This is a genomic window from Agrobacterium sp. LEGMi-208b, assembly GCF_059511785.1.
The window spans coordinates 2,854,628-2,880,357 of record NZ_CM183445.1 but is presented as its reverse complement, the minus strand read 5'-3'; the positions used below and the strand labels follow the sequence as shown (position 1 = coordinate 2,880,357).

At 60.1% G+C, this 25,730-nt stretch carries 25 protein-coding genes; 13 read left to right on the top strand and 12 right to left on the bottom strand.

Annotation, left to right across the window (positions count from 1 at the left end; translation table 11 throughout):
* Positions 1-469 precede the first annotated feature (469 nt).
* The 3 genes from AC5YUO_RS14105 (at position 470) to AC5YUO_RS14095 (ending at position 5,002) form a co-directional block, all read left to right on the top strand.
* Positions 470-4,288, top strand: coding sequence for a vitamin B12-dependent ribonucleotide reductase (locus AC5YUO_RS14105; RefSeq protein WP_496153726.1), 3,819 nt, complete (start codon positions 470-472; stop codon positions 4,286-4,288).
* A gap of 113 nt (positions 4,289-4,401) precedes the next feature.
* Entirely contained in the window at positions 4,402-4,680 is a 279-nt protein-coding gene (locus AC5YUO_RS14100) for a BrnT family toxin (protein WP_496153725.1), read from the top strand.
* On the top strand, positions 4,670-5,002 hold the full coding sequence (locus AC5YUO_RS14095; protein WP_496153724.1) for a helix-turn-helix domain-containing protein: 333 nt from the start codon (positions 4,670-4,672) through the stop codon (positions 5,000-5,002). Before AC5YUO_RS14100 ends, AC5YUO_RS14095 begins: the two co-directional genes overlap by 11 nt.
* Before the next feature lie 6 nt (positions 5,003-5,008).
* On the opposite strand, the gene AC5YUO_RS14090 is transcribed toward AC5YUO_RS14095, so the two are convergent.
* A complete protein-coding gene (locus AC5YUO_RS14090) occupies positions 5,009-6,334 on the bottom strand; it encodes an Nramp family divalent metal transporter (RefSeq protein ID WP_496153723.1) in 1,326 nt (441 codons plus the stop codon).
* 337 nt (positions 6,335-6,671) lie between these two features.
* Here AC5YUO_RS14090 and AC5YUO_RS14085 point away from each other — a divergent pair, with 337 nt between their 5' ends.
* The gene (locus tag AC5YUO_RS14085; protein ID WP_496153722.1) at positions 6,672-7,037 is read left to right on the top strand and encodes a VOC family protein; all 366 of its coding nucleotides are present in this window, start codon (positions 6,672-6,674) and stop codon (positions 7,035-7,037) included.
* A 198-nt stretch (positions 7,038-7,235) separates the two neighbouring features.
* Positions 7,236-7,463, top strand: coding sequence for a hypothetical protein (locus AC5YUO_RS14080; protein ID WP_496153721.1), 228 nt, complete (start codon positions 7,236-7,238; stop codon positions 7,461-7,463).
* A 25-nt stretch (positions 7,464-7,488) separates the two neighbouring features.
* Here AC5YUO_RS14080 and AC5YUO_RS14075 read toward each other — a convergent pair whose 3' ends face one another.
* A complete protein-coding gene (locus AC5YUO_RS14075) occupies positions 7,489-9,222 on the bottom strand; it encodes an ABC transporter ATP-binding protein (protein WP_400817771.1) in 1,734 nt (577 codons plus the stop codon).
* Positions 9,223-9,450: 228 nt separating this feature from the next.
* On the opposite strand from AC5YUO_RS14075, the gene AC5YUO_RS14070 reads away from it, so the two are divergent.
* Positions 9,451-10,689 carry an AI-2E family transporter gene (locus tag AC5YUO_RS14070; RefSeq protein WP_496153720.1) on the top strand — a complete coding sequence of 413 codons (1,239 nt, stop codon included), beginning with the start codon at positions 9,451-9,453 and terminating at the stop codon, positions 10,687-10,689.
* Positions 10,690-11,180: 491 nt separating this feature from the next.
* Here AC5YUO_RS14070 and AC5YUO_RS14065 read toward each other — a convergent pair whose 3' ends face one another.
* Positions 11,181-11,636 carry a GNAT family N-acetyltransferase gene (locus AC5YUO_RS14065; protein ID WP_496153719.1) on the bottom strand — a complete coding sequence of 152 codons (456 nt, stop codon included), beginning with the start codon at positions 11,634-11,636 and terminating at the stop codon, positions 11,181-11,183.
* Positions 11,637-11,742: 106 nt separating this feature from the next.
* Between AC5YUO_RS14065 and AC5YUO_RS14060 the strand changes: the two genes are divergently transcribed.
* Positions 11,743-12,162 carry a hypothetical protein gene (locus tag AC5YUO_RS14060; RefSeq protein ID WP_400817777.1) on the top strand — a complete coding sequence of 140 codons (420 nt, stop codon included), beginning with the start codon at positions 11,743-11,745 and terminating at the stop codon, positions 12,160-12,162.
* A gap of 269 nt (positions 12,163-12,431) precedes the next feature.
* On the opposite strand, the gene AC5YUO_RS14055 is transcribed toward AC5YUO_RS14060, so the two are convergent.
* From AC5YUO_RS14055 to AC5YUO_RS14045, 3 genes are all read right to left on the bottom strand, one after another.
* Entirely contained in the window at positions 12,432-13,586 is a 1,155-nt protein-coding gene (locus tag AC5YUO_RS14055) for a DUF2336 domain-containing protein (protein ID WP_496153718.1), read from the bottom strand.
* A 105-nt stretch (positions 13,587-13,691) separates the two neighbouring features.
* Positions 13,692-14,309 (bottom strand): flavin reductase family protein, encoded by a 618-nt coding sequence (locus AC5YUO_RS14050; protein ID WP_496153717.1) that lies wholly within the window; start codon positions 14,307-14,309, stop codon positions 13,692-13,694.
* Positions 14,309-14,890 (bottom strand): nitroreductase family protein, encoded by a 582-nt coding sequence (locus AC5YUO_RS14045; protein ID WP_400821153.1) that lies wholly within the window; start codon positions 14,888-14,890, stop codon positions 14,309-14,311. Before AC5YUO_RS14045 ends, AC5YUO_RS14050 begins: the two co-directional genes overlap by 1 nt.
* Positions 14,891-14,999: 109 nt before the next feature.
* On the opposite strand from AC5YUO_RS14045, the gene AC5YUO_RS14040 reads away from it, so the two are divergent.
* Positions 15,000-15,980: an RgsD C-terminal domain-containing protein gene (locus AC5YUO_RS14040; protein WP_496153716.1), complete on the top strand. Its 981-nt coding sequence runs from the start codon at positions 15,000-15,002 to the stop codon at positions 15,978-15,980.
* A gap of 223 nt (positions 15,981-16,203) precedes the next feature.
* Here the strand turns inward: AC5YUO_RS14040 and thrS are convergent, their stop codons facing one another.
* From thrS to AC5YUO_RS14020, 4 genes are all read right to left on the bottom strand, one after another.
* Positions 16,204-18,207, bottom strand: coding sequence for a threonine--tRNA ligase (thrS, locus tag AC5YUO_RS14035; RefSeq protein WP_496153715.1), 2,004 nt, complete (start codon positions 18,205-18,207; stop codon positions 16,204-16,206).
* Between the two features lie 126 nt (positions 18,208-18,333).
* On the bottom strand, positions 18,334-18,858 hold the full coding sequence (locus AC5YUO_RS14030) for a DUF1697 domain-containing protein (protein ID WP_496153714.1): 525 nt from the start codon (positions 18,856-18,858) through the stop codon (positions 18,334-18,336).
* Positions 18,855-19,214 carry a membrane protein insertion efficiency factor YidD gene (gene yidD / locus AC5YUO_RS14025; protein ID WP_496153713.1) on the bottom strand — a complete coding sequence of 120 codons (360 nt, stop codon included), beginning with the start codon at positions 19,212-19,214 and terminating at the stop codon, positions 18,855-18,857. The genes AC5YUO_RS14030 and yidD overlap by 4 nt, the downstream gene beginning before the upstream one ends.
* A 3-nt stretch (positions 19,215-19,217) precedes the next feature.
* Positions 19,218-19,664 carry an iron-sulfur cluster assembly scaffold protein gene (locus AC5YUO_RS14020; protein ID WP_496153712.1) on the bottom strand — a complete coding sequence of 149 codons (447 nt, stop codon included), beginning with the start codon at positions 19,662-19,664 and terminating at the stop codon, positions 19,218-19,220.
* 281 nt (positions 19,665-19,945) lie between these two features.
* Here AC5YUO_RS14020 and folE point away from each other — a divergent pair, with 281 nt between their 5' ends.
* From folE to AC5YUO_RS14005, 3 genes are all read left to right on the top strand, one after another.
* Complete coding sequence (gene folE, locus AC5YUO_RS14015; RefSeq protein ID WP_003495569.1) at positions 19,946-20,572, top strand: GTP cyclohydrolase I FolE; 627 nt, start codon at positions 19,946-19,948, stop codon at positions 20,570-20,572.
* 125 nt (positions 20,573-20,697) lie between these two features.
* On the top strand, positions 20,698-21,150 hold the full coding sequence (hisI, locus tag AC5YUO_RS14010) for a phosphoribosyl-AMP cyclohydrolase (RefSeq protein WP_496153711.1): 453 nt from the start codon (positions 20,698-20,700) through the stop codon (positions 21,148-21,150).
* A 96-nt stretch (positions 21,151-21,246) separates the two neighbouring features.
* Positions 21,247-22,185 carry a patatin-like phospholipase family protein gene (locus AC5YUO_RS14005; protein WP_400821137.1) on the top strand — a complete coding sequence of 313 codons (939 nt, stop codon included), beginning with the start codon at positions 21,247-21,249 and terminating at the stop codon, positions 22,183-22,185.
* A 224-nt stretch (positions 22,186-22,409) separates the two neighbouring features.
* Here the strand turns inward: AC5YUO_RS14005 and AC5YUO_RS14000 are convergent, their stop codons facing one another.
* Both AC5YUO_RS14000 and AC5YUO_RS13995 read right to left on the bottom strand, forming a co-directional pair.
* The gene (locus AC5YUO_RS14000) at positions 22,410-22,844 is read right to left on the bottom strand and encodes a CBS domain-containing protein (protein WP_080816834.1); all 435 of its coding nucleotides are present in this window, start codon (positions 22,842-22,844) and stop codon (positions 22,410-22,412) included.
* Between the two features lie 154 nt (positions 22,845-22,998).
* On the bottom strand, positions 22,999-23,736 hold the full coding sequence (locus AC5YUO_RS13995; protein WP_400821132.1) for a rhomboid family intramembrane serine protease: 738 nt from the start codon (positions 23,734-23,736) through the stop codon (positions 22,999-23,001).
* Between the two features lie 353 nt (positions 23,737-24,089).
* On the opposite strand from AC5YUO_RS13995, the gene AC5YUO_RS13990 reads away from it, so the two are divergent.
* The gene (locus AC5YUO_RS13990; RefSeq protein ID WP_496153710.1) at positions 24,090-24,647 is read left to right on the top strand and encodes a PAS domain-containing protein; all 558 of its coding nucleotides are present in this window, start codon (positions 24,090-24,092) and stop codon (positions 24,645-24,647) included.
* A gap of 183 nt (positions 24,648-24,830) precedes the next feature.
* Positions 24,831-25,448, top strand: a complete 618-nt coding sequence (locus AC5YUO_RS13985; protein ID WP_400821127.1) for a PilZ domain-containing protein — start codon at positions 24,831-24,833, stop codon at positions 25,446-25,448.
* Positions 25,449-25,730: the final 282 nt, after the last annotated feature.

The following is a 25,730-nucleotide window of genomic DNA, read 5'->3' as shown; positions in this document are numbered from 1 at the left end:
TTCTAATCGCTTTTCCTATCCCCGTTTTCCACAGGCACTCCACACAATATCTTGTGGTTAAAAATGGGTTTCAATCTATGGCTTGACGAATCTGTGCCGCGAGAGGAAAGTGACAATTATGTTGCGGCGGCAACGGACCGGAAAGTAACGAGGCCGGTTCCTCTCCATCTTCAGCGCGCATGTTCAAAGCGGCGTCCCGGCCATGAGGGGGCGGTTCGCCGCGGGCTTTTGCGCGCCTTTAGGAAACCGCCAAAAACATGATGCGGGGACTGGCGGCAGGAAGCTGTTGATACTATATTTAGTATTCCAAACTATGCTTGCAGCCGAATAAGCCACGAGATACAGGGATGACATCCAAGGATGAACATCCCTTACAGATCGGCAACACCCGGCTGCGCGAAGGCATCGCACGGCTGGACCGGATTTTTGCGCCCTTCACCGGGCGCCCAATGGACGAGGACAGGAAACCATGCGCATTGAACGCCGCTTCACGAAGCCCGGCCAATCGCCTTATGCGGAGATCGACTTCCGCAAGGCCGTCAGTGAAATCAAGAACCCGGATGGATCGATCGTGTTCCGTCTGGCGGATATCGACGTTCCCGCGCAGTTCAGCCAGGTTGCCACCGACGTTCTGGCGCAGAAATATTTCCGCAAGGCAGGCGTGCCGAAGTTCCTGAAGAAGGTTGAGGAAAACGACGTTCCTTCCTTCCTGTGGCGCTCCGTTCCCGATGAGAAAGCCCTGAAGGACGTGCCCGAAGCCGAACGTTACGGCTCCGAGACCGATGCGCGCCAGGTTTTCGACCGTCTGGCCGGCACCTGGGCCTATTGGGGCTGGAAGGGCAAATATTTCTCGTCCGAAGAAGATGCGCTCGCCTTCCGCGATGAGCTTGCCTACATGCTCGCCACCCAGCGCGTTGCGCCGAATTCCCCGCAATGGTTCAACACCGGCCTGCACTGGGCCTATGGCATTGATGGCCCCGGCCAGGGCCACTTCTATGTCGACCCCTTCACCGGCAAGCTGACCAAGTCCAAGTCCGCTTACGAACATCCGCAGCCGCATGCCTGCTTCATCCAGTCCGTCGAAGACGATCTGGTCAACGAAGGCGGCATCATGGATCTCTGGGTGCGTGAAGCGCGCCTGTTCAAATATGGCTCCGGCACCGGCTCCAACTTCTCTTATCTGCGCGGCGAAGGCGAAAAGCTTTCCGGCGGCGGCAAGTCCTCCGGCCTGATGAGCTTCCTCAAGATCGGTGACCGCGCGGCGGGCGCCATCAAGTCCGGCGGCACCACGCGCCGTGCGGCCAAGATGGTCGTCGTCGATGCCGATCACCCCGATATCGAAGCCTATATCGACTGGAAGGTGAACGAGGAGCAGAAGGTTGCCGCTCTCGTCACCGGCTCCAAGATCGTCGCCAAGCACCTGAAGGCCATCATGAAGGCCTGCGTCAATTGTGAAGCTGACAATGGTGACTGCTTCGACCCGGCCAGGAACCCTGCCCTGAAGCGCGAAATCCGCGCCGCCAAGAAGGACATGGTGCCGGAAAACTACGTCAAGCGCGTCATCCAGTTCGCCGAACAGGGTTACAAGGATATCCAGTTCAAGACCTATGACACGGATTGGGATTCGGAAGCCTACCTCACGGTTTCGGGCCAGAACTCCAACAACTCCGTCTCGCTGAAGGATGACTTCCTGCGCGCTGTCGAAAATGACGGCGACTGGAACCTCACCGCCCGCAAGGACGGCAAGGTCATGAAGACGCTGAAGGCCCGCGATCTCTGGGAAAAGATTTCCCATGCCGCCTGGGCGTCCGCCGATCCGGGCCTGCACTTCAACACCACCATGAACGACTGGCACACCTCGCCGGCCGAAGGCCCGATCCGCGCCTCCAACCCGTGCTCGGAATATATGTTCCTTGACGACACGGCCTGCAACCTTGCCTCGCTGAACCTGCTTCAGTTCAAGGATGCCAAGACGAAGCGCATCGATATCGCCGATTACGAACATGCCGTGCGCCTGTGGACCGTCGTGCTCGAAGTCTCCGTCATGATGGCGCAGTTCCCGTCGCGCCAGATCGCCGAGCGCTCCTACGAATACCGCACGCTCGGCCTCGGTTACGCCAATATCGGCGGCCTGTTGATGTCCTCGGGCATTCCCTATGACAGCGATGAGGGCCGCGCCATTGCCGGTGCGCTCACCGCCATCATGACCGGCGTTTCCTACGCAACCTCCGCTGAAATGGCCGGTGAGCTTGGCCCCTTCCCGAGCTTTGCACCGAACCGCGACAACATGCTGCGCGTCATCCGCAACCACCGCCGCGCCGCCCATGGCCTGTCGGATGGTTATGAGGGCCTGTCGGTCAACCCGGTCGCTCTCATCCATGCCGATTGCACGGATCAGGACCTCATCGCCCACGCAACAGCCGCCTGGGACAAGGCGCTGGAACTTGGCGAAAAGCACGGCTACCGCAACGCCCAGACCACCGTCATCGCGCCGACAGGCACGATCGGCCTCGTCATGGATTGCGACACGACCGGTATCGAGCCTGACTTCGCGCTGGTGAAGTTCAAGAAGCTTGCCGGCGGCGGTTATTTCAAGATCATCAACCGCGCGGTTCCGGATGCACTGCGTTCGCTTGGGTATTCCGAAAGCCAGATCGCCGAGATCGAAGCCTATGCCGTCGGCCATGGCAATCTCAACCAGGCGCCGGCCATCAACCCCTCGACGCTGAAGGCCAAGGGCTTCACCGATGAGAAGATCGAAGCCGTCAACGCCGCGCTGAAGAGCGCCTTCGACATCAAGTTCGTCTTCAATCAGTGGACGCTCGGCGCCGACTTCCTGAAGGGCACGCTCAAGGTTTCCGACGAGCAGCTCTCCGACATGAGCTTCAACCTGCTCGAGCACCTCGGCTTTGCCAAAAAGGACATCGAAGCGGCAAACGTTCACGTCTGCGGCGCGATGACGCTGGAAGGCGCACCGTTCCTCAAGGCAGAGCACCTGGCGGTGTTCGATTGCGCCAACCCCTGCGGCAAGATCGGCAAGCGTTATCTCTCGGTCGAATCGCATATCCGCATGATGGCGGCGGCACAGCCCTTCATCTCGGGTGCGATCTCCAAGACGATCAACATGCCGAATGATGCGACGGTGGAAGATTGCGGCGCAGCCTACATGCTCTCCTGGAAGCTGGCGCTGAAGGCCAACGCCCTTTACCGCGATGGTTCCAAGCTTTCCCAGCCGCTCAACGCCTCGCTGGTGGAAGACGAGGACGAAGAAGACCTGATCGAAGAGCTGATCCAGCAGCCGGCTGCCCAGCAGGCCGTGACGATCACCGAAAAGATCGTCGAGCGCGTCATCGAACGCGTCTCGCGCGAGCGGGAAAAGCTGCCGAACCGCCGTCAGGGTTACACCCAGAAGGCGACCGTTGGCGGTCATAAGGTCTATCTGCGCACCGGCGAATTCGGTGACGGCCGCATCGGCGAAATCTTCATCGACATGCACAAGGAAGGTGCCGCCTTCCGTGCGATGATGAACAACTTCGCCATCGCCATTTCGCTCGGCCTGCAATATGGCGTGCCGCTGGAAGAATATGTGGAGGCCTTCACCTTCACCAAGTTCGAACCGGCCGGCATGGTGCAGGGCAACGACGCGATCAAGAACGCGACCTCGATCCTCGACTACGTGTTCCGCGAACTCGCCGTCTCCTATCTCGGCCGCCACGATCTGGCCCATGTCGATACGTCGGATTTCTCCAACACCGCACTCGGCAAGGGTATCCAGGAAGGCAAGACCAACCTCGTTTCCACCGGCTGGACCCGCGGTTACAAGCCGACGCTGGTTTCCAGCAATGGCGGCGAACGTTCGTCTTCCGAACCGAAGGGTGCGGCAACGGCAGCCCCTGCCCGCGCCTCGGCCAACGTGACCTCCTTCGCCGGCTCCGCCGCCCGCAAGCTGGAACCGACGGTCTCCATCGCAACCTCCGAAATCGTCTCCTTCAAGCGGGACTATGAAGAGCGCGCCAAGGAACTGGCCGAAGAAATCGCCGAGGAAGTGATCGACGAGGTCGTCCAGGAATCCCAGCAGACCGCCACCGCTCTCTTCTCCGACAAGGCCGCCGCAGACGCCGCATCGGCCAAGACGGAAGCCAAGAAGGTGGAAAACGAACGCCGCATGCGCTCGATTGCACAGGGCTATACGGGCAACATGTGCTCGGAATGCCAGAACTTCACGATGGTGCGGAATGGCACTTGCGAGAAGTGCGATACTTGCGGTGCGACGAGCGGTTGCAGCTAAGCGTTAGCTTGCGCACCAAAAATGATTAATCTTGAGGGCTCTTTCAGATATGAAGGAGCCCTTATTGTTTTGATGTTTTATTTATTGCAACTACTGGAAGCCCGTAGTTCAGAATGTTATATTTCGAATGGGATGCACATAAGGCGTCAGCCAATCTCGCCAAACATGGCGTCAGTTTTGAAACCGCCCGCAACGTTTTTGACGATCCCTTCGCTGTGGATATGGAAGACCGTTCGGCGAATTATGGTGAAGTTCGACGGCGTATAGTGGGATTAGGCAACGGATTGGTTCTGACCGTTATCTACACCGAACGAAGCGAAACAATCCGCATCATTTCCGCACGAAAAGCGACACGCGCGGAGCGTAAGGAATATGGCGAAAATGGCTGGTAAAATCGATCAAACCGACTGGAACCGTCTTCACGCGATGACTGATGAAGAGGCGGAAGCCAATGCGCTGGCCGATCCAGACAATCCGCCGCTTTCCGCCAAACAGCTCGCCTCGGCCCCCAGAATGCCACGCATCAAAATCATCCGCCGGGCGCTGAAGCTGACGCAGGAGGAGTTTTCCGTCCGTTATCATATTCCGCTCGGCACCCTGCGCGATTGGGAACAGGGCCGCAGCGAGCCGGATCAACCGGCCCGCGCCTATCTGAAAGTCATCGCTGTTGATCCCGAGGGAACGGCAGCCGCGCTCCGAAAGGGCGCGGCCTGACCCGCCTCACCCCATAAAATCCACCAGCAACTTCACATTCAACGCCGCAATCACCACCGCGATCAGCCATGCAAAGGCCGAGAGCCAGAGCGGTGAGCGCAGCTCGCCCATCTTGGCCTTGTCGGCAGTGAACATCACCAGCGGGAAGACCGCGAAGGAAAGTTGCAGGCTTAAGACCACCTGCGTCAGGATCAGCAGTTCCGCCGTGCCGCTGTCGCCATAAAATATGGTGACGCCGGCAGCGGGAACGATGGCGATGGCGCGGGTGATGAGGCGGCGCAGCCAGGGCGCGAGCCGCATCTTGAGGAAACCCTCCATCACGATCTGGCCGGCAAGCGTTGCCGTGACGGTGGAATTGATGCCGCAGCACAGAAGCGCCACACCGAACAGCGTCGGCGCAATGGCAAGGCCGAGCAGCGGTGCCAGCAGATTATGGGCTTCGCCGAGTTCGGCGACATTCGTCTGCCCCGCTTTGTTGAAGGTCGCCGCCGCCAGGATGAGGATCGAGGCGTTGATGAGCAGGGCGAACATCAGCGCGATGGTGGAATCGAGCGTCGCGAATTTCAGCGCCTCGCGTTTTTCGGCAATGGTGGGGCCGATTTCGCGGGTCTGCACGATACCCGAATGCAGGTAGAGATTATGCGGCATGACAGTCGCACCCAGAATGCCGAGCGCCAGATAGAGCATGTCCGGATTGGTGACGATCTCGGTCGTCGGCGCAAAACCGAGGATCACCTGCCCCCAATCAGGGTCGGCCAGCGCCACCTGAATGGCGAAACACACGGCGATGACGCCAAGCAGCGTGATGACCAGCGCCTCCACCCAGCGGAAACCGAGCTTCTGCAGATAAAGGATCAGGAACACATCGAGCGCGGTGATGAGAACGCCGAGTTCGAGCGGAATGCCGAAGATCAGGTTGAGGCCAATGGCCGTGCCGATCACCTCGGCAATATCGGTGGCGATGATGGCGATTTCCGCGAGCAGCCACAGCACCATGGCAACGGGTTTCGGATAGGCGTCTCGACAGGCCTGGGCGAGATCGCGGCCGGAAGCAATGGCAAGACGGGCGCAGAGTGACTGCAGCACAATCGCCATGATGTTCGAGACCAGCGCGACGGTGAGCAGCGTGTAGCCGAATTTGGAGCCGCCGGCGAGCGACGTCGCCCAGTTGCCGGGATCCATGTAACCGACCGCGACGAGATAGCCGGGGCCGAAAAACGCCATGGCCCGGCGAAACGTGCTGGCATCCGGTTTGATACGGATCGAACTGTGAACGTCGGACAGCGAGAGATCATCGCCGTTCCGCCGCCATCCAAAGACTGGCTTGTCCATCTTCTATGCTTTCAAATGGGAGAATGATTTAATGCAATTGCAAATCATTCGCATAAACGCAACAGGCTGGCAAGCGGGCTTTTCGGCCACGCGCCATCGCGGCGATTGCCGCGCATCTTGCAAGCAGGCATCGCGGCAGAGGATACCCTTCCCGGACCAGATAAGAGAGCCGTGCCGAAAGCAGCCTGGCCAAAACGCGTGCAGAATGGCCAGAGTTTGCGCCGCCCGCGGCAGGCATCCCTTCGACCGCTCCGCCGACCCATTGACAGCCGCGATGTAGTGCCGTGTACACAGAGCTTCGATAGGTTTCAGACATATTTACAGAAGGAGCAGGCGCGTGAACCTGATTGCCCATGTCGAAATTCCCGTAGTTGATATTGAAAGGGCGATGCGTTTCTACAGCATCGTTTTCGATGTGAGCTTTGCGGAAATCGTCACGATCCACGACAATAAAATGGCCTATTTCCCCTTCGAGGAAGGCAAGGATGGGGCAAGCGGCGCGCTTGCCGAGGGTGAGGCCTATGTTCCCACGAAAGATGGGGCGATCGTCTATCTTGGCGTGAAGGACATTGACGATGTCCTTGAGAGAGCCGTGCGGGAGGGCAGCGAAATCCTGTTTCCCAAAACGCCGGTCGATGACACGCTCTTCGTCGCCGAAATTTCCGACAGCGAGGGAAACCGCATCGCGATCCAGTCCGCCTGATCGGCCGGATATATCGCGAACCGGGGAAAGACCGGGGATATCATCTCGGTTTCTGCGCCGCGCCCGTGGCCGCAACAGGCTTGGCCGAACAGGTCGCAGTCCTCACGGCCTTGTCATCACCCCTGCCCCGCCGGTGCGGAACAGCCGCGCACCCGCCTGCGTTGACCTTTCAGCAAGCAATCTATTGCGGGGAAGTTCATGCGAGACGGCGAAAAATTCAGCCTGGTGAACCATCCGAGCCGATGGCCGAAATATATCATGGCGCAACGAAGGCCACGCGACTGGCTGATGACGATCAGCGGTATCGTCCTGCTGTTCGTGGTCGCCGCGGCGGTCGCCATGGGTTATCTCGTCACCAGCCATCCCGGCAAGCCGGAACCCAATCCCGGCATCGTGGAGGAACAGGCAGCGGAAAACGACGGGTAAGCGGCGGCGCAACTCGCGCCGCGCATCAGCTCAGGCCGGCAAGATGCCCGCTGAACTGCGCCTCGTGCAGACGGCTGTAATGGCCCTTGGCGGCCAGAAGTTCGGCATGACCGCCGGTCTCGGCAATACCGGTCTGGTCCACCACCACGATGCGCGAGGCGTCGCGGATCGTCGCCAGCCGGTGGGCGATGACGAGCGTGGTGCGGCCCTTGGCAAGCTCCGTCAGCGATTGCTGAATGGCCCGCTCGGTTTCCGTATCGAGCGCCGAGGTCGCCTCGTCAAGAATGAGGATCGGCGGGTTCTTGAGGAACATGCGCGCGATGGCGAGACGCTGTTTCTGACCACCGGACAATTTGACGCCGCGTTCGCCGATGACGGTGTCGAGCCCGAGCGGCATCGCCTCGATGACGCTGTCGAGGCGCGCGCGCCGCGCCGCATCCATGATTTCCCCGTCTGAAGCGCCAAGCCGGCCATATTCGATATTCTCGCGGATCGTGCCGCCGAACAGGAAGACATCCTGCTGCACGATGCCGATCTGGTTGCGCAGCGAGGCAAGCTTCATCCTGCGGATATCGATGCCGTCAATGGTAATCGCACCGCTGGTGACATCGTAAAAGCGCGGCAGCAGCGAACAGAGCGTCGTCTTGCCCGCGCCCGACGGGCCGACAAAGGCCACCGTCTCGCCGGCGCTGATCTTCAGGTCGATATTGTCGAGAACCCTTTTACCCTCGGCATAACCGAAACCGACATGGCGATATTCGATTGCGCCGGAAAGCGCCGGCGCTTCGATTGCGTCAGGCGCATCGACAATATCAGGCGCAGTATCCAGAAGCTCGGTAAAGCGGCGGAAACCGGCGATACCCTTCGGATAGGTCTCGATGACCGAATTGATCTTTTCCACCGGCCGGAAAAACACGCCGACCAGCAGCAGGAAACCGACAAAGCCGCCTTCCGTGAGACTGCCCGTCAGCACGAACCAGGCGCCGCAGATCATCACGATCATCTGCGTCAGCCGCATGCTCATATAGCTGAGCGAGGTGCTGGCCGCCATGATCTTGTAGGCGTCGAGCTTGGTGCGGCGGTATTTCTGGTTGTCCTTCTCGAACAGCGCCCGTTCGTGATCCTCGTTGGCAAAGGCCTGCACCACCCGCATGCCGCCGACATTTTCCTCGATACGGGCGTTGAAATCCCCCACCCGGCCATAAAGCGCGCGGAAATTCTGCGTCATGCGGCCGCCGTAACGGCTGGTCACCCAGGCGGTGACCGGCACGACGGCGGCGGTGATGAGCGCCAGCGGCACATTGACCGACATCATCAGCAGGAAGGCGCCGATGAAGGTCATGATGGCGATGAACAGATCCTCGGGGCCGTGATGGGCCACCTCGCCGATCTCTTCCAGATCCTTGGTCAGCCGCCCGACAAGGTGACCGGTCTTCTGGTTGTCAAAATAACGGAAGGAAAGTTTTTGCAGATGATCGAAGGCCAGACGCCGCATGTCGGTCTCGATATTGATGCCGAGCATATGTCCCCAATAGGTGACGGTCGCCATCAACCCGGTATTCAGCACATAGATGAGGAGCAGCCCCACCGAGGCGGCAAGGATGATCGCCCATTCACCGCCCGGCAGAAGCACGTCCACAAAGGCCTTCACGGCCATGGGAAAACCCAGTTCGAGCACGCCCGACAAAACCGCGCAGGAAAAATCGAGAATGAACAGGCTGCGATAGGGACGATAATAGGCGAAGAAACGGCGGAGCATGGCATGACCTGGAGATCGGACGCGGCAACCTGACGCCGCAGAAAAACGGAGTTTAATTGTCATATTTCAAGGCGCGCGCCAAGGCTGATGTTCTATTTTTACCAAAATCGTTCAATAGCTTCAGCAATAAACACACAACGGTAATGTGATCCGATTATATTGCACTTATATGTGTCGGTGTGACAGAGTGAATGCACCCTTCGGGGAGAATGCGAGAAAGAGCCTGCCGTGAGTAACATTGACAGCCGTAAGCAGAATGGCGAACCGAGATGGCTTGGTCCCGCCAGCCCGACGCGGATCGCCCTGATCCCGCCCATCTCGGCTGCGCGCTGGCTGCTCGTTCTCGTCGCCCTTGCGGGTATTTATTTCTTCCACGGCTTTCTTGTTCCCGTTCTCGCCGCCCTCGTCATCGGTTTCGCCAGCTGGCCGGTCTATACGCGGCTCCTGCGCCAGGTGGGCGGCAACACCACGCTCGGCGCCACCATCGCCATCATCCTCATCCTCGCCTTCCTCGTGGTGCCGATCTTCATCGCCGCCTCCTATACGGCGAGCGAAATCCGCGAATGGTTCGGCTGGGCGGTGCATGTCAACAAGACCGGAGCACCCGTGCCGGACTGGATTGCGGCGCTGCCCGCCGTCGGTCCCTGGCTCGGCGAACAATGGGTGAAATATATCGGCACGCCAGGCGCCATCGGTGAGCTCATCCAGCTCGTCAGCGGCGCCAATATCGGCAATATCTATCGGGCGATCCTCGCCGCCGGCAACGGCGCCTTCCATCTGGTGCTGACGCTGCTCTTCATGCTGATCGCGCTGTTCTTCGTTTATCGTAACGGCGCGGGCTTCACCCGGCAGGTCGATCTGGTGGGTGAGCGCATCCTGCCGACGCGCTGGGAACGCATTTCCCGCGTCGTGCCCGCCACCATCAGCTCCACCGTGACCGGCATGACGCTGATCGCCATCGGCGAAGGCATCATCCTCGGCATCGCCTACTGGATCGCCGGCGTGCCCTCGCCCGTCACGCTTGGCGTGCTGACCGGCGTCATGGCGCTCATTCCGGGCGGCGCGCCGCTCTCCTTTACGCTGGTGTCGATCTATCTGGTCGCCAGCGGCTCCCCCGCCCACGGGCTGGCGCTGTTCGTCTGGGGCTCGGTCGAACTCTTCATCGTCGACAAGACCATCCGCCCGAAGCTTGTCGGCGGGCCGATCAAGCTGCCCTTCCTGCCCACCTTTTTCGGCCTCGTCGGCGGCGTCAAGACCATGGGTTTCCTCGGCCTCTTCATCGGCCCGGTGCTGATGGCGCTGCTGGTCGCGATCTGGCGCGAGTGGGTACGTGAAGTGGAAATCTCCGCTGCCGCCAGCGCTGAGCTTCCGCCTCCGCCGCCCACACGCAACGATCCCACAGCGGAAGCTGTTTCGCGTGAGGACGACAGCGACGAAACCACGGCGTTTCGGAAAGCGGCCTTTTGATTGGTGAGGCCTGCGGCAGGTGCCGCGGCTATGGGAACGATAGATAATCCTTGAACCTCGCATCCGTCATGCTCGGGCTTGTTCCGAGCATCTGCGATCTATCGGTTCTCCGGTACGGGATTTGATTCTCGGTACGTTGCCGTCACCCTCAATTTTAAGTTTTCATTGAGGTCTGAAGCCGGTTGGGAGCGGTGAATACACCATCGGCGTCATCCTCGGCCCTGTGCCGAGGATCTAATCACGTCGAATAAAATCAATCGGTTGCAGATAGCAGGGACAAGCCCGAGGATGACGTCAGAGTGTTTGGCGCCCTTCGCTATTCACCTGACGACGCCATTCCCCAATTCACGTCCAAATCGCGGAAAACAGCTAAAAACAAGTAGAATCAATGTCGTAAACCTTGTCCAGAAATTTAAACCGGACAGTAGTGGTACGAGGCCGAGGATGACGTATGGGATACTGCAAGGTCGCGGCGAACCTGTGCCGTAGACTTATAGCGCCTTCTCCATGAACAGGCTGAGCGGATCGGGCTTATAGGGCGCAAAGGCCTCGATCTCGACAAATCCCGCCTTGCGGTAAAGACCGATCGCCTCCGGCTGACTGATGCCGGTTTCGAGACGGATGGCGGAAAGGCCAAGCTCCGTGCCGCGCGCAACAAGCGTATCCATGATCAGCTTGCCGATCCGCAACCCCCGCGCATCGGGATCAACGAACATGCGCTTGATTTCCGCCGTCCCGTCACCCGCTTCCACCAGCGCCCCGCAGCCGACGACGCGGCCCTCGTGCCGCACCACGAAAAACGAGACATTGTCCTTCTCGAGCGCGCCAATATCGACCAGATGATTGCTCTCGGCGGGATAAAGCGAGGCCATATAGGCGTTGGAAAGATCGATGAGGCGCAGAACCGCGTCCTGCCGCGGTGTTTCAAGTTTGACTTCGGTGGCCAATACGATGCCTGCTTTCTCTCAAAAAATGCGTATTTCGTCGTAATGTCACTGCAATCGGGATAGATGAGTTTCTAGAGCATTATTCCCGACAGAGGCAACACACCCCATGAAAACAGCCCTCGTTCTCATGACCTTCCTTGGCTGCGACGACAGCGCCACCGATTGCCATTACCTCGCCACCTCGCAGCAGCGCTGGACGAGCATCGAACTGTGCGACGCCGTGTCGGAAAAGGAGCTGGAACGCTTCGCCAACGCGTCCTATCCGGTTGTGGTGGCCGTGTGCCAGACGCCGGGTGAGCAGACCCCGCAGACGGCCGGCACGCAGCCCCCTGCTGCGGCACCCGCCGATGCCCAGCCGGCAACGGCGGCGGTTACGCCGAAGGAAGAGGAAAGCCTCACCAAACAGGCGATCAGCCGCGTCAGCCGCATCCTGCCTTCCACCGAGGGCATAAAGCACCTGCTGGGGACGCCGGTCAGGATGGTCGAGAACAGCTATTCGTGGATTGCCAAGCGGTTCGACAAGTGAGGTGAATGCGGGCAAAGCGGCGTCGGCTTTCTGTGCCAATGCGATGCAGAGATTTCCTCGGACGGGCAAAGCGCCCACCTCCCTCATTCCTGTGCTTGTCACAGGAATCCAGCCGGCGCGCGTCTGCGCGGCGGAAAGACTCCTCTCAGCCCAAGGACTTGGGCTGGCTGGATCCCTGTGACAAGCACAGGGATGAGGATGAGAGGATGTGCCCAGCCCGGAAAAATCGCAGCCGCATGGATTTGCATCAGCCGGAAAACAACCAGCCCTTACGCCGCCTCAACCGAAAGCGCTTCCGCATAATACCGCGCCTTCTGCCGCTCCTCCGCAATGGCCAGCTTGCGCACGGCATGCAGCAGTTCGAACAGCGTTTCGGAGCCGCTCACGTCGCGGAAATGCGCCAGCAATTCGGCCGAGACGGAGGCCGCGGCTTCAGAAAGCTGCGAGCGGGCGGCGCGGCGCCACATCAGCGTCGCTTCGATGAAAACGTCGACCACATCACCCAACAGACCGATCGACTGGAACAGGGCCTTCAGCGCATGCGGTCGCCCGGTGGCCAGAATGGCGCGCACCTTGCGGTCATCGAGACCGGAAAGATTGACCATCGCCGCCGTGAAGAACTCCAGCCGCCCCGAACAGACGGCGTGGATGAGCAGCGCCGGGGTCAGTTCCAGCCGCTGGCGAAGATGTTCCACCAGCGCCGGCAGTTCCGGTGAAGAAACACCGGCAGCGATGAGGATGGTGGCGGCATCCTCCGCTTCGCGGAAAAGACTGTCGGCACGGTTGCGCGCAATCATCGCATGAACCAGCGCGGAGCCCGCAAGCGCTTCGCTGATACGGCCCATCAACAGGTGACACGCATCGGCCGGCAAGGCGTCACGACGAAGCAGGAGGTCGCGGATATCGGCATCCGAGCCATGACGCTCGGCAATGCGCCGCAGCGAAAACGGCGTGATGAAGGCATCGTCATTTTCAAGCAGGATGAGGGTTTCCGGCAGATCGCCAACTTCGGCGAGTGCGGCGCAGACACCGCGCGGCAGACCCGGCCTTGCGGCGATGAGGGAGCGCGTCAGGCTTTCGCCGCGCCCGGCGAGATCGACCAGGTCCGCCTCGCCGAGAACCGGCGAACGGGCAATCACCGTGCAGGCGATTTCCGGTTGGTCTTCGGCCAGCGAAACGAGAATGGCGCGCGGCGCATCATGGGCATCCGCCAGCGCCTCGGCAAGCGCCAGCCGCACACGCGGCGAAGGATCATCGAGAAGATAGGTCATCGCCATATAGGCGGCATCGCGGTTTTCCCGCGCCATGTCGGACTGCAGATAGGCACGGCCGAGCGCATTGGCGGCTTTTGCCCGCTCACCCGATCCAGCCTTTTCAGACCAGCGAAGAAATGCCTGTACGATCACCTGAGCCTCGAAACACATTCATACAATGGATGACGGCATCATCGCCGCCACCATGTATAAAACTCTAGGCGCAAATGGTTTACGTTTGGTTCACCATAAAATTTAACCCTTGCCGGCGAAGGATTATACTGATGGCGCAGCAGAGGGGCGCTGCAGCTGGAATACATCGCTGCCGCCATCGCAGTAATCCATATAGCCCATGCGCGCCACGGGACGCGCGAGCCCCATGTCGATGCGGCCATCACGAATGATCGTCTCATCGATATGGATCGCCACGACCTGCCCGATCACCATCCACGATTCGGATGGCTTTCCCTCGACATCCATCAGTTGCTGGATCTGCGTCACGCGGCACTCCAGAGCCGCAAGAGCCTCGCCCACATAGGGCGCATCCACAACCCGGCCGGCAACGGCGGTGAGGCCCGCAAGCTGAAACTCATCCACATCATAAGCAACCGGCGCGGAAGACGCATTCATCCGGTCCACCAGATGGCGGCTGACGAGATTGGCGGTGAACACCCCGCTCTCCTCGACGTTACGCAGGCTGTCCTTACGGCCGCTCGAGGAGAACATGACGAGCTTCGGCCGGTCCGAAATCGCGTTGAAGAAGGAATAGGGCGAGAGGTTCAGGACACCCTCCCTGCCCTTCGAACCGATCCAGCCGATCGGCCGCGGCGCGACGATCGCCTTGAACGGGTCATGCGGCAGACCGTGCTGGTTGGTATCCGTGGTGTAGAACATCAGATGTCCCCGACCCAGGTGACGACGTCCGCCAATTCGGGGCGTGGTCGCTCCACCGGCGGAAATGTCGTCGAGCCGATGTGGATATAGCCCGCTACTTTCTCTTCAGCGCTGACGCCGATCTCCGCAAGGAAGGCCGGGTCGAAAGCAAGCCATTCCGTCAGCCAGTTCGCCGCAAAACCATTGGCATTGGCCGCGAAGATGACGTTGAGGCACACGGCACCGGCGGACATGACCTGTTCCCATTCGGGAATCTTGAAATGCGGTTTTGCGGTGCTGATGACGGCGATGACGACAGGCGCGCGGGTGAAGCGCGTACGCTCCGCTTCCTGCTGCTGCAGATCGAGATCGGGATTTTTCTCGAGCGCGATCCTGAGCGCCGTCTCGCCGAGACGCACCCGTTCCTCACCGCGATAAACCACGAAACGCCAGGGGGCGAGCTTGCCATGGTCGGGCACGCGCACGGCAAGGCGCAGGATTTCCTCGATTTCACCTTTCGAAGGTCCGGGTTCGCTGAGTTGCAGGGCCGGTATGGAGCGGCGAACCTTGAGATAATCGAGGAGCTTGATATCGCTGGTCATGGTCAAATATCTTCCATTCTGCTGTCATCGAGAAACTAGGGCCTTGAAATAGCCACGGCATTGGTTTTGAAGTGATCCGGGAAAATCAAGAAGTCAATCGGTATCGAAAATGTCGGCAATCAAAATCGCGGCACGTCTGGTCATTGCGTTCGCCGCGATCGGCGTTTTATCACAGGCAGCCTTGTCGCAGGACGCCTTTAAAGATTTCAAGCAACTCGGCGGCACGCCGAAAATGCCGAAACTCAACGCTTTCACCGCCCCTTCCGCTCCCAACGCCCCGACCAGCACCGCCCGCGATATCGCGATGGAAGCCAAGCTGACGAGCGAAGGCGAAGCGGTGAAGGAAGGCCTCTCCTGGCGCGTCTTCAGCCCCATTCCCGGTGCGGACGGCAAGTTGCCGATGCTGGCAAGCTCCGAGGGCGGCTCGGCGGAATTCCATCTGGTGCCGGGCGAATATTTCGTCAACGTCGCCTTCGGCCGTGCGGGCGTTACCAAGAAGCTCAATGTGCCGGCCTCCGGCAATGTCCAGAAACAGGTTCTGATTCTCGATGCCGGCGGTTTCGTGCTGAACGCCGTTGCCGGCTCCGACAAGCAGATTTCCGGCAACCAGCTGAAATTCTCCGTCTATTCCTCCGATGCGCGACCGGATGGCGAGCGCGGTCTCGTGATGGCCGATATCAAGCCCAACACCATCGTGCGGCTGAATGCCGGCACCTATCACGTGGTTTCGGAATACGGCAACGTCAACGCCGTGGTGCGTGCCGATATCCAGGTCGAAGCCGGCAAGCTGACTGAAGCGACCCTGCAGCATCAGGCGGCGCAGATCACCCTCAAGCTCGTTTCCGAAGAGGGCGGCGAAGCCATTGCCGACACCGCCTGGTCGGTGCTGAACGGCGGCGGCGACGTGGTCAATGAAAGCGTCACCGCCTTTTCGACCATGGTGCTGGCGGAGGGCGAATATACCGCCATCGCCCGCAACAAGGACAAGGTCTTCCAGCGCAATTTCAAAGTTGCGTCGGGGCGGGATTCGGACGTGGAAGTGCTGATGAAGGACCAGGCGCCGGAAGACATGACCGGGGATTTTGAGTAGGCGTCACCTACATCTCATCCGTCATGCCGGATCAAGTCCGGCATCCAGCCACGGCGCGTCTGCGCCGTGTGAAGAGTCTTTTGCGATCAAGGACTTGATCGCGCTGGACCCCGGATCAAGTCCGGGGTGACGGAGTTTGGATGCTCCACCTCTACCAATGATATCACTACCACTTTACACCACCCCGCAAACAAAACGGCCCCCGAAGGGGCCGTAACTGTTATCAGGCAACCTGCTTCTTCGCCGCAAGCTTGCGCTTGACATCCGGCGGCGTCGCCTCGTCCACGAGGCTTGTAATCGCCTCCTCGAGCGACATCGACGTCTGGTTCTGCGAACCGAGACGACGGATGTTGACGGTGCGCTCTTCCGCTTCCTTACGGCCGCAGACGATGATGACCGGAACCTTGGTCACCGAATGCTCGCGGACCTTGTAGTTGATCTTTTCGTTGCGGAAGTCGGTCTCAACCGCCATGCCCGCCTCGCGGAGCGCCTCGGCAACTTCACGGCCATAATCATCCGCATCCGAGGTGATGGTGGCAACCACGACCTGAAGCGGTGCGAACCACAGCGGCATGTGGCCGGCGAAGTTCTCGATGAGAATGCCGAGGAAGCGCTCCATCGAGCCGCAGATGGCGCGATGGATCATCACCGGCTGCGTCTTTTCGGAATTCTGGTCGATATAAAAGGCGCCGAAGCGTTCCGGCAGGTTGAAGTCCACCTGCGTTGTGCCGCATTGCCATTCACGGCCGATGGCGTCCTTCAGCGTATATTCGAACTTCGGCCCGTAGAAGGCACCCTCGCCCGGCAGGATGCCGGTCTTGATGCGGCCTTCGGACTGTTCCTCGATGGTCTTCAGAACCTCCAGCATCACGCTTTCGGCGCGATCCCAGAGATCGTCGGAACCGACGCGCTTTTCCGGACGGGTCGAAAGCTTGACGACAATCTCGCTGAAGCCGAAATCCTCATAGACCGAGAGGATCAGGTCGTTGATGCGCAGGCATTCCGCCGCCATCTGCTCTTCCGTGCAGAAGACATGCGCATCGTCCTGCGTGAAGCCGCGAACGCGCATCAGGCCATGCAGTGCGCCGGAGGCCTCATAACGATGCACGGTGCCGAATTCCGCAAGACGGACAGGCATTTCGCGGTAAGACTTCAAGCCATGCTTGAAGATCTGGACGTGACCGGGGCAGTTCATCGGCTTGAGCGCAAACACACGCTGATCCGCTTCCTCGTCATCGGGATGGGTAAAGGCATGGGCGGATTTCACCGCGAACATGTTTTCCTGATACCAGCCCCAGTGACCGGAGGTTTCCCACAGCGACTTGTCCAGCACCTGCGGCGCGTTGACTTCCTGATAGGTATTGGCGAGCCGCCGGCGCATATAGGCCGTCAGCGTCTGGAACATGCGCCAGCCCTTGCCGTGCCAGAACACCACGCCCGGCCCCTCTTCCTGGAAATGGAACAGGTCCATTTCACGGCCGAGGCGGCGATGGTCGCGCTTTTCAGCTTCGGCCAGAACGTGCAGGTAATTGTCCAGCTCTTCCTGGGTCGCCCAGGCGGTGCCATAGATGCGCGACAGCATCGCATTGTTGCTGTCACCGCGCCAATAGGCGCCCGCCACCTTCATCAGCTTGAAGGCCGTGCCGATCTGGCCCGTGGAGGCCATATGCGGACCACGGCAGAGATCGAACCAGTCGCCCTGATAATAGATCTTCAGGTCCTGACCTGCCGGAATGGCATCCACGAGTTCGACCTTGTAGTTCTCGCCCTTGGCGGCGAAGACTTCCTTGGCCTTTTCGCGCGACCAGATTTCGCGGGTAAACGGCTTGTTGCGCAGGATGATTTCCTTCATCCGCTTTTCGATCTTCGGCAGATCTTCCGGCGTGAAGGGTTCGTTCTTGGCGAAGTCGTAATAAAAGCCGTTCTCGATCACCGGACCGATCGTCACCTGCGTGCCGGGCCACAGTTCCTGCACGGCTTCCGCCATGACGTGCGCGGCATCGTGACGGATGAGCTCCAGCGCACGGCCGTCTTCACGCGTGACGATCTCGATTTTGCCATCGGTGATGGTCTCGGACAAATCGCGCACGGTGCCGTCAAGCGCAATGGCGACGGCCTTCTTGGCAAGCGATTTGGAGATGGATTCGGCGACCTCGCGGCCGGTCGTCCCGGCGGGGTAGCTGCGCACGGATCCATCGGGAAATGTAAGGGAAATAGCTTCAGACATCGTCTCGTGCTCCTGTCCAGTCCCGCCAACGAATGCGGGTGGTGTTGGAATAATGATCTGCCCGCGATAAGCGAACAGGCAGGCTGATAAAGGCTTTTGCCATTGCAGTCAAAGGTGAAGGGCAGGTCAGCGAAGCATTTCCGCGAGACCATTGACCGTATTGGCGTTGCGGGTCGTGCCGATACCAAGCCTTTTGGTGGTCAGGACCGACAGCAGCCGGCTCTCGCTCGGTTTCCCCTGAAAATCGATCCACAGGTCACCGCCGACCACGGCAACCTCTTCCCGCTGACGGGACTTATCGAATAATCCGAGAACTTTCCCGTCCAGCGGCTCCCGCATGACCCGAACGCAGACGTCAGGCGGATTGCCGTGCGGAAACGGATTATCCGCCGCCAGTTTCAGCCAGTCGCTACCCGAACGAACGAGAATATCGACATGTTTGCCGAAGCGGTCTTCGAAGGCGCGCTCCAGCCTGTTCTCGATCTCGCGAACAGGTGCCGCCTCAGTGCGAAAAACCAGATTTCCTGTCGCGACAAGTGTCCTGCATTCTGCAAATCCCAGCTCTTCCGCCAGTGCCCTGAGATCGGCCATGATGAGCCGCTTGCCGGGGCCAAGCACGATGCTGTGCAGCAGGGCCACATAGTCATTCATCGATGTCGGCTCCAGTAACGCCACGGCATCCACCAGCGTTTGCTGCCATCGAGTTCTTCCGGCACCGGGTCCAGCCCGCTGGTGCCGCCAGGGCCGCAGCGCGCCACACGAAACAACGTCATCCAGCCGCCGGCCCAGAGCCCGTGGCGGGCAATCGCCTCATAGCCATATTCGGAACAGGTGGGGATGTGGCGACAGGAGTTGCCGACGAAGCCCGACAGCGTCAGCTGATAAAGCCTGATGAAGCCGACGCCGAAAAGCCGTCCCGGCGTCTTCGCAAAGCTGCCCGCCCAGTTGCGGGATCGCCCGGTTTTCACCGTTGTCTGCTGGTGCCGGCAGCCCGGTTCGCCGCACATCAGCTAACCCGCGACGTTGAGAGCCGGCCGGCCTTCGATCTGGTCGAGCGCATCGACCACCGCCTCAAAGGTCAGCATGGTGGAAGCGTGGCGCGCCTTGAAATCCCGCACCGGCAAAAGCACGCGCATATCCGCAAAACGGCCCGTCGGTCCCTCACCGTCCTGTTTCAGCATGGCGAGCATATCTTCCCGCGCCTGCCGGATTTCGCCGCTGGAAGCCCCGACAATGTGATGCGCCATGATGGAGGCCGAGGCCTGCCCCAGTGCGCATGCACGGACTTCATGCGAAAAAGCCGTCACGGTGCCGTCTTCGACCTTCAGATAGACCTTGAGTTTAGAGCCGCATAACCGCGAGTGTTTTTCAGCACTGGCATCGGCATCCTCGAGAATTCCCGTCAGTGGAATATTCCCGGCAAATTCCAGAATGCGATTATTGTAGATATCGTCCATCGAAAGTGTCCGGCGCGCTCAAAAATGCCCAAAACGGGACAGGTCAGATTTTTCAAACACAGCGTTTGTCGCAGTGAAGCTTTCCTGCCCTTCATTCTCATTATATGCTAACGAGCTTTCTGGACATCAAGCCGTGATCAAATTAACGGCTCCGATACCGAAAAAACAGCATCGGCCTTGCCAAAATGCTGTAAAACAACCAGATAGCAGCAGCTGCGAACATGGGTTCGCGATGAAAAACGAATTCAGGTGCGGCCTTTACCCGCATCGGGAGAGACGGAATGGATGCGATCGTGAAGAATTTCCCCGGCGCTGGCGCAAAACCAGACGTGGCCGAAGCTCGCCCAAGCCAGGCCGAAGCGGAAGAAGCCGTGCGCGTTCTCCTGCGCTGGGCAGGAGAAAATCCCGCCCGCGAAGGGCTTCTGGATACGCCCAAGCGCGTCGCCAAGGCCTATCGCGAGCTTTTTGCCGGTTATGAGCTGAATGTTCAGGACGTGCTTGGCACGACCTTCGAGGAAGTCGGCGGTTATGACGATGTGGTGCTGGTGCGCGACATCCCGTTCTTCTCCCATTGCGAGCACCATATGGTGCCGATCGTCGGCAAGGCGCATGTCGCCTATCTTCCGGCCGGCCGTGTGCTTGGCCTGTCGAAGATTGCCCGCGTCGTCGAAATCTTCGGGCGCCGCCTGCAGACGCAGGAAAACATGACCGCGCAGATCGCAAGATCGATCGAAGAAACGCTGAAACCGCGTGGCGTTGCCGTCATGATCGACGCCGAACATATGTGCATGTCCATGCGCGGCGTAAACAAGCAAGGGTCCACGACGCTCACCACCAGCTTCACCGGCACGTTCAAAAACGACCCGGCCGAGCAGGTGCGCTTCATGACCATGGTGCGGAACCGCTGAACATCGGACCGGAAACTGTAGCGCGGGTTTCCTGAAACCCGCTGCTCAGACAAATCTTGGAGTGGCGGACTGATTCCATAGTCTCCGCCGCTCCGGAACCTTCCGCTTTTGTCCCCGGGGTCGCCATGTCCATTTCGTTTCCGTCCGCGCCTGCGGACAAGGAAGTGCTCGAAAACGCAGGTCTCTTTTCGCCGAAATTCGATGCCCACGGCCTCGTCACCGCCGTGGTTACCGATGCGCGCGATGGCGAATTGCTGATGGTAGCGCATATGAACGCGGAAGCCCTGTCGCTGACGCTCGAAACCGGCATAGCCCATTATTACAGCCGCTCCCGCGACAAGATCTGGAAGAAAGGCGAAACCTCCGGCAACTTGCAGACGGTGAAGGAATTCCGCACCGATTGCGATCAGGACGCCGTGTGGCTGAAGGTCTCCGTCGCCGGCCACGATGCGACCTGCCATACCGGCCGCCGCTCGTGCTTTTATCGCACCGTCGAGCTCTCCAACGGCGATGCCGTGATGAAGATCACCGACGACACCCGCCATTTCGATCCGGCCACCACCTATTCCAACACATAAACGGCCACCTTCCATCGGCCGCACCAATTTGCTACCAATATAACGGGCTCCAAGGGATTTGGGGGGAGCCCGAAGGAACTGGCAGGGAGTGCGGTCATGTTGGGATGGGGAAATCGTCACAATAATCTTGCGGCTGGAAATCCCGAAGCCACCGGCAATGAGCCGCCCGTCACCCAGATTGTCGATACGCGCCGAATAGCGCTCGCCCTTGGCGGCGGGGCGGCCCGCGGCTGGGCCCATATCGGCGTGTTGCGGGCGCTGGACGAAGCGGGCGTGAAGATCGGCATGATCGCTGGCACCTCGATTGGTGCCCTTGTGGGCGGTTGTTATCTCGCCGGCAAGCTCGATGAGCTGGAGGAATTCGCCCGGTCGCTGACGATGCGCCGCATTGCCGGCCTGCTCGACCTGACGATCGGCGGCGGCGGCCTCTTTGGCGGCATGCGGCTGACCAAGCGCATGCAGGAGCATCTGGAAGGCCTGCGCGTCGAAAACCTCGACCACCCCTTCATCGCCGTCGCCACGGAACTGCGCACCGGCCACGAGGTCTGGATCCATCAGGGCGATCTCGTCACGGCGCTGCGCTCGTCCTATGCGCTGCCCGGCATCTTCGAGCCCGTGCTGTGCAACGGTCGCACCCTGATTGACGGCGCGCTCGTCAATCCCGTGCCCGTTTCCGTCTGCCGGGCCTATGAGCAGGCGCTGGTGGTTGCCGTCAACCTCAATTACGATCTCTTCGGCCGTTCCGCCGTGGTCAAGCACGCGGCCTCACCGCATGGCGGCGGCACGCCACCTGTGGAAACGGCGCCGCGTCCCGGCCTGCCGGGCGTCATGGTGCAGGCCTTCAACATCATCCAGGACAGGATTTCGCGCTCGCGCCTGGCGGGCGATCCGCCCGATCTGATGCTGCATCCGCGCATCAACGATATCGGCCTCTCGGAATTCCATCGCGCCAGCGAAGCCATCGACCGGGGATATGAGGAGACGCGCGCGCGTATTCCGGAACTTGAGCGCATGCAGCAGGCATTTCGGCGCTGAGGGCGACACTCCCACGCCACGCCGCGTCCCTCATTCCTGTGCTTGTCACAGGAATCCAGCCGACGCGCGTCTGGGTGGCGGAAAGAGTCCTTTCAGCCCAAGGACTTGGGCTGACTAGATTCCTGTGACAAGCACAGGAATGAGGGAAGTGTACACTCCGCGATCAGAAATTCTTGCCTATCACAACACATCTGAGATCGCGCACCGCCGACGCGAGAAGAGCCTCACCCGGCAATATAGGCCTTGATATGCTCCGCTTCAGCTTCGATCTCGCCGATCCGCGCCTTCACCACGTCACCGATGGAGATGATGCCGGCAAGGCGGCCGTTCTCTTCAACCGGAACATGGCGGAAACGTCCGCCGGTCATGATTTCCATCAGCTCATCGGTGGTGGAATTGTGATGACAGCGGATGACGTTCTTGGTCATGGCCACCGACACGGATTGCTGGAGGGAAGCGGCACCCTGGCCCGCCACGGCCTTTACCAGATCGCGTTCCGTGAAGATGCCGAGAACCACGCCATCGCCATCGGTTACAACGACGGAACCGATCTTGTGCGCATGCAGCGTTCCCGCCGCCTCGCCGATGCTGACCTCCGGCCCTACAGTCACGACGTCCCGTCCCTTGCGGTCGAGAAGATCCTTTACGAATGTTGGCATGCCTTCCTCCTCTTTTCAGCGATACGCAGCGCCGCAGTCTCCCCCGGCGGTTGCAAATCATGGGATATGGTGCGCTGAGGTCCGCATGAATGCAATCCCGGATGGGACGTGCGAAAGCAAATTTGCGCCACGGCCGACAAGGAGCGTGATCGGCTCAGACCAGTTGCCGATCGAAAAGGCCGAAGAACAGGAAGCCGAGCAGAAAGCCGAAGACATGGGCGTCCCAGGCGATTTCACCGCCAACATCGCCGAACAGCGGCACGCCGACCGCAATCAGCACATTGCCGAACAGCCACATCAGCGTGAAGATCAGCACGGTGCGGTTGGAAAGCGCCCCAACAATGCTCTGCCGCGGCATCAGATGGCCGAAGGAGGCGCTATATCCGCCGCGCGCGGGGAAAGCAAAGCGGCAGGCCGCCCCCATCAACGCCGAAACCACACCGGACGCCCCGATCAGCACCGTTACATCCCCCCAGTTCAGCGCGGCATGGCCAAAGGCGGAAACGGCGGCGGAAATGCACCATAACAGCACGAAGCGCACCGTTCCGATCCGGCGCAGAACCGGCGCACCGAAGGCCATCAGCCACAATCCGTTAAAGAGAATGTGCTCGATGCCGCCATGCAGGAAAGAATAGGTCACCGGCGTCCAGAGCCATTCCAGCCCCTGCTGGGAAAACGGCACCGCATAACGCAGCGGAATGAAGCCGAAGGTGAAGATGAACCAGCCATTGCCTTCCTCCGAAAGAAGATAGGCGGGAATGACATAAGCGACAATCAGCGCGGCCAGGATGCCGACCAGCAGCGATGGCAGGTTGAAGACGGGATTGTTCGTGTCGTCTTTCGGCTCCGGCGTTTCCGAAACCGGCGGCTGTTCGCCGTCCCCGTAGGACATGATGCCATCCCTGTCTGATCGAATTTTGCGTTCCCCGAGCAATATAGGAAGCCCGGACGAAAAAAAAGCCGTACCGCCTTCGAAGCGCACGACGCCAGAACCGCAACCGGTGAAGGCGCCGGGCCAGGAGCGGTCCGGCTTGCAGGCCCGCCGTAAATGAACGGGCGGCACCATCGAATTGTGCTGACGGAGCTTTCCCCGACATGGCCGCACCGATGCCACGACCATTGCCATCGGGCAACATCAACCCTTTGTTAACCTTAACAAATCCAGTTGGCACAAAAATCGCTACACCTCCAGATACAGACGTTCGGATGGACATGATGTCCCAAAAACGAACATGGAGAGATGCTATGAAGAGCATGGCCGGACTGGACATATATGCCTATTGGGATGAACTGCGCGGCAAGCGATCGGCCCCACGACGCGAGGACCTCGACCCCGCAAAGCTGAAACATCACCTCGGTGATCTTTTTATCCTCACGGACAAGGGAGAGAACACGCCGTTCTTCCGCCTTGCCGGTACTCGCCTTTGTGATCTGTTCGGCCGGGAATTGCGGGATCGCCCGTTTTCGGAATTGTGGCAGCCGGCAAATGCCGTCTTCCCCTGCCGCGTCGCGCGCGGCATCCTGCACCACCAGTTGCCCGTGGTCTTCGATGTCGAGGCGGAGGACAACTATGGCGCCGAGCCGCTGGCATTCGAAATGCTGCTCCTGCCGCTGCGCACCGACCCCGAAGTCGCTCCAAGGCTGCTTGGAGCGTTGCTTGCCGAACGGCCACGACCCGAATTCGCCGCGCCCATCCAGTGCCTGTCGATGAAAAGCAGCCGCCTGCTGCGCCTGGACATCGCGCCGGCAGGGTATCCGCTGAATGAAGGGGCCGTCGATACACCCCGCGCCGAAAGCTGCTGACGGGTCTGTTCCAACGCTCCCAGCGCCTCTGGGAGAGGTGCGACAGCACCGAAATCTCAAAAAAATACGTCAGAACTGTAACGATATTGCCGATCAGAAAAATTGTAGAGATTAAACAATACAGTCTGTTAACTCGCGCAGGGTAGAAACTTACCGTCATCATTCATTACAATTGCGCTGCCCATGTTTTCGTCCCGTTCGGTCAACACTGCCCAAATCCTGCGTCCGGTTGAGGAAGCTCACCTCGATGACGCCGTCCGTGTGTCCTTCACCGGCCGCCTGATGTTGCCCGACCATGAGGAATATGATTGCACCGCGACGGAAATGACCGCCGAAAGGGCGCAGTTCACCTGCTCGGGCATTGCCCGTCAGGGTGACCGCGTCATCGCCTATCTTCAGCATATCGGCCGGATCGAAGGCACGGTGACATCGCTCACCGCATCGGGCTTCCTCATCGCCATCAACGCGCCGGAGCGCAAGCGAGAGAAGCTCGCCGCGCAGCTCGCCTGGATCGCCAAGCGCCAATTGCTCGGCCTGCCGGAAGACCGCCGCCACGACCGCCTGACGCCGCGTAACGCCAAGGCACAGCTCGTTCTGGAAGACGGCGTGCTCGTCGCCTGCCGGCTGATCGACCTTTCCCTGTCGGGTGCGGCCATCGAGATCGAAAACCGGCCGCCGCTCGGAAGCCGGGTCCAGCTCGGCAAGAATATGAGCGGCAAGATCGTGCGCCACTTCATGGAAGGCGTCGCGGTCGAATTCGACCGGGTGCAATCGCCCGACGCGCTGATTGAATTTCTCTAAGTAGTTCCACCAAACGCGGCAGGTTTTGCGCCCGCAAAATACGTGCGGCGTTTTCAGGACGCGTTGCGCTCGCCCCATCGTCTCATAATTGAGAAGATTCCCTGATCGCGGTGTGGCAGTCTATGTTCTGCCCTTCGCGGCAGCGTCACGATCACACATCGCTCATCGCGTCCGCCGCTCCATTCTCTGTTTCTCGCCGCCGAACCTCCACTTTCACGCCGTAACCGCGTCGGGTATTTTGCGCATGCGCAGCATGCTGATCCGAGACAGCGCCGCGGACCT

Excerpts from the sequence above, each read along its gene's own strand:
- AC5YUO_RS14105 (WP_496153726.1), top strand. The coding sequence starts at position 470 with ATGCGCATTGAACGCCGCTTCACGAAGCCCGGCCAATCGCCTTATGCG.
- AC5YUO_RS14100 (WP_496153725.1), top strand. The coding sequence starts at position 4,402 with ATGTTATATTTCGAATGGGATGCACATAAGGCGTCAGCCAATCTCGCC.
- AC5YUO_RS14095 (WP_496153724.1), top strand. The coding sequence starts at position 4,670 with ATGGCTGGTAAAATCGATCAAACCGACTGGAACCGTCTTCACGCGATG.
- AC5YUO_RS14090 (WP_496153723.1), bottom strand. The coding sequence starts at position 6,334 with ATGGACAAGCCAGTCTTTGGATGGCGGCGGAACGGCGATGATCTCTCG.
- AC5YUO_RS14080 (WP_496153721.1), top strand. The coding sequence starts at position 7,236 with ATGCGAGACGGCGAAAAATTCAGCCTGGTGAACCATCCGAGCCGATGG.
- AC5YUO_RS14075 (WP_400817771.1), bottom strand. The coding sequence starts at position 9,222 with ATGCTCCGCCGTTTCTTCGCCTATTATCGTCCCTATCGCAGCCTGTTC.
- AC5YUO_RS14060 (WP_400817777.1), top strand. The coding sequence starts at position 11,743 with ATGAAAACAGCCCTCGTTCTCATGACCTTCCTTGGCTGCGACGACAGC.
- AC5YUO_RS14055 (WP_496153718.1), bottom strand. The coding sequence starts at position 13,586 with ATGTGTTTCGAGGCTCAGGTGATCGTACAGGCATTTCTTCGCTGGTCT.
- AC5YUO_RS14050 (WP_496153717.1), bottom strand. The coding sequence starts at position 14,309 with ATGTTCTACACCACGGATACCAACCAGCACGGTCTGCCGCATGACCCG.
- AC5YUO_RS14045 (WP_400821153.1), bottom strand. The coding sequence starts at position 14,890 with ATGACCAGCGATATCAAGCTCCTCGATTATCTCAAGGTTCGCCGCTCC.
- AC5YUO_RS14040 (WP_496153716.1), top strand. The coding sequence starts at position 15,000 with ATGTCGGCAATCAAAATCGCGGCACGTCTGGTCATTGCGTTCGCCGCG.
- thrS (WP_496153715.1), bottom strand. The coding sequence starts at position 18,207 with ATGTCTGAAGCTATTTCCCTTACATTTCCCGATGGATCCGTGCGCAGC.
- AC5YUO_RS14030 (WP_496153714.1), bottom strand. The coding sequence starts at position 18,858 with ATGAATGACTATGTGGCCCTGCTGCACAGCATCGTGCTTGGCCCCGGC.
- yidD (WP_496153713.1), bottom strand. The coding sequence starts at position 19,214 with ATGTGCGGCGAACCGGGCTGCCGGCACCAGCAGACAACGGTGAAAACC.
- AC5YUO_RS14020 (WP_496153712.1), bottom strand. The coding sequence starts at position 19,664 with ATGGACGATATCTACAATAATCGCATTCTGGAATTTGCCGGGAATATT.
- folE (WP_003495569.1), top strand. The coding sequence starts at position 19,946 with ATGGATGCGATCGTGAAGAATTTCCCCGGCGCTGGCGCAAAACCAGAC.
- hisI (WP_496153711.1), top strand. The coding sequence starts at position 20,698 with ATGTCCATTTCGTTTCCGTCCGCGCCTGCGGACAAGGAAGTGCTCGAA.
- AC5YUO_RS14005 (WP_400821137.1), top strand. The coding sequence starts at position 21,247 with ATGTTGGGATGGGGAAATCGTCACAATAATCTTGCGGCTGGAAATCCC.
- AC5YUO_RS14000 (WP_080816834.1), bottom strand. The coding sequence starts at position 22,844 with ATGCCAACATTCGTAAAGGATCTTCTCGACCGCAAGGGACGGGACGTC.
- AC5YUO_RS13995 (WP_400821132.1), bottom strand. The coding sequence starts at position 23,736 with ATGTCCTACGGGGACGGCGAACAGCCGCCGGTTTCGGAAACGCCGGAG.
- AC5YUO_RS13990 (WP_496153710.1), top strand. The coding sequence starts at position 24,090 with ATGAAGAGCATGGCCGGACTGGACATATATGCCTATTGGGATGAACTG.
- AC5YUO_RS13985 (WP_400821127.1), top strand. The coding sequence starts at position 24,831 with ATGTTTTCGTCCCGTTCGGTCAACACTGCCCAAATCCTGCGTCCGGTT.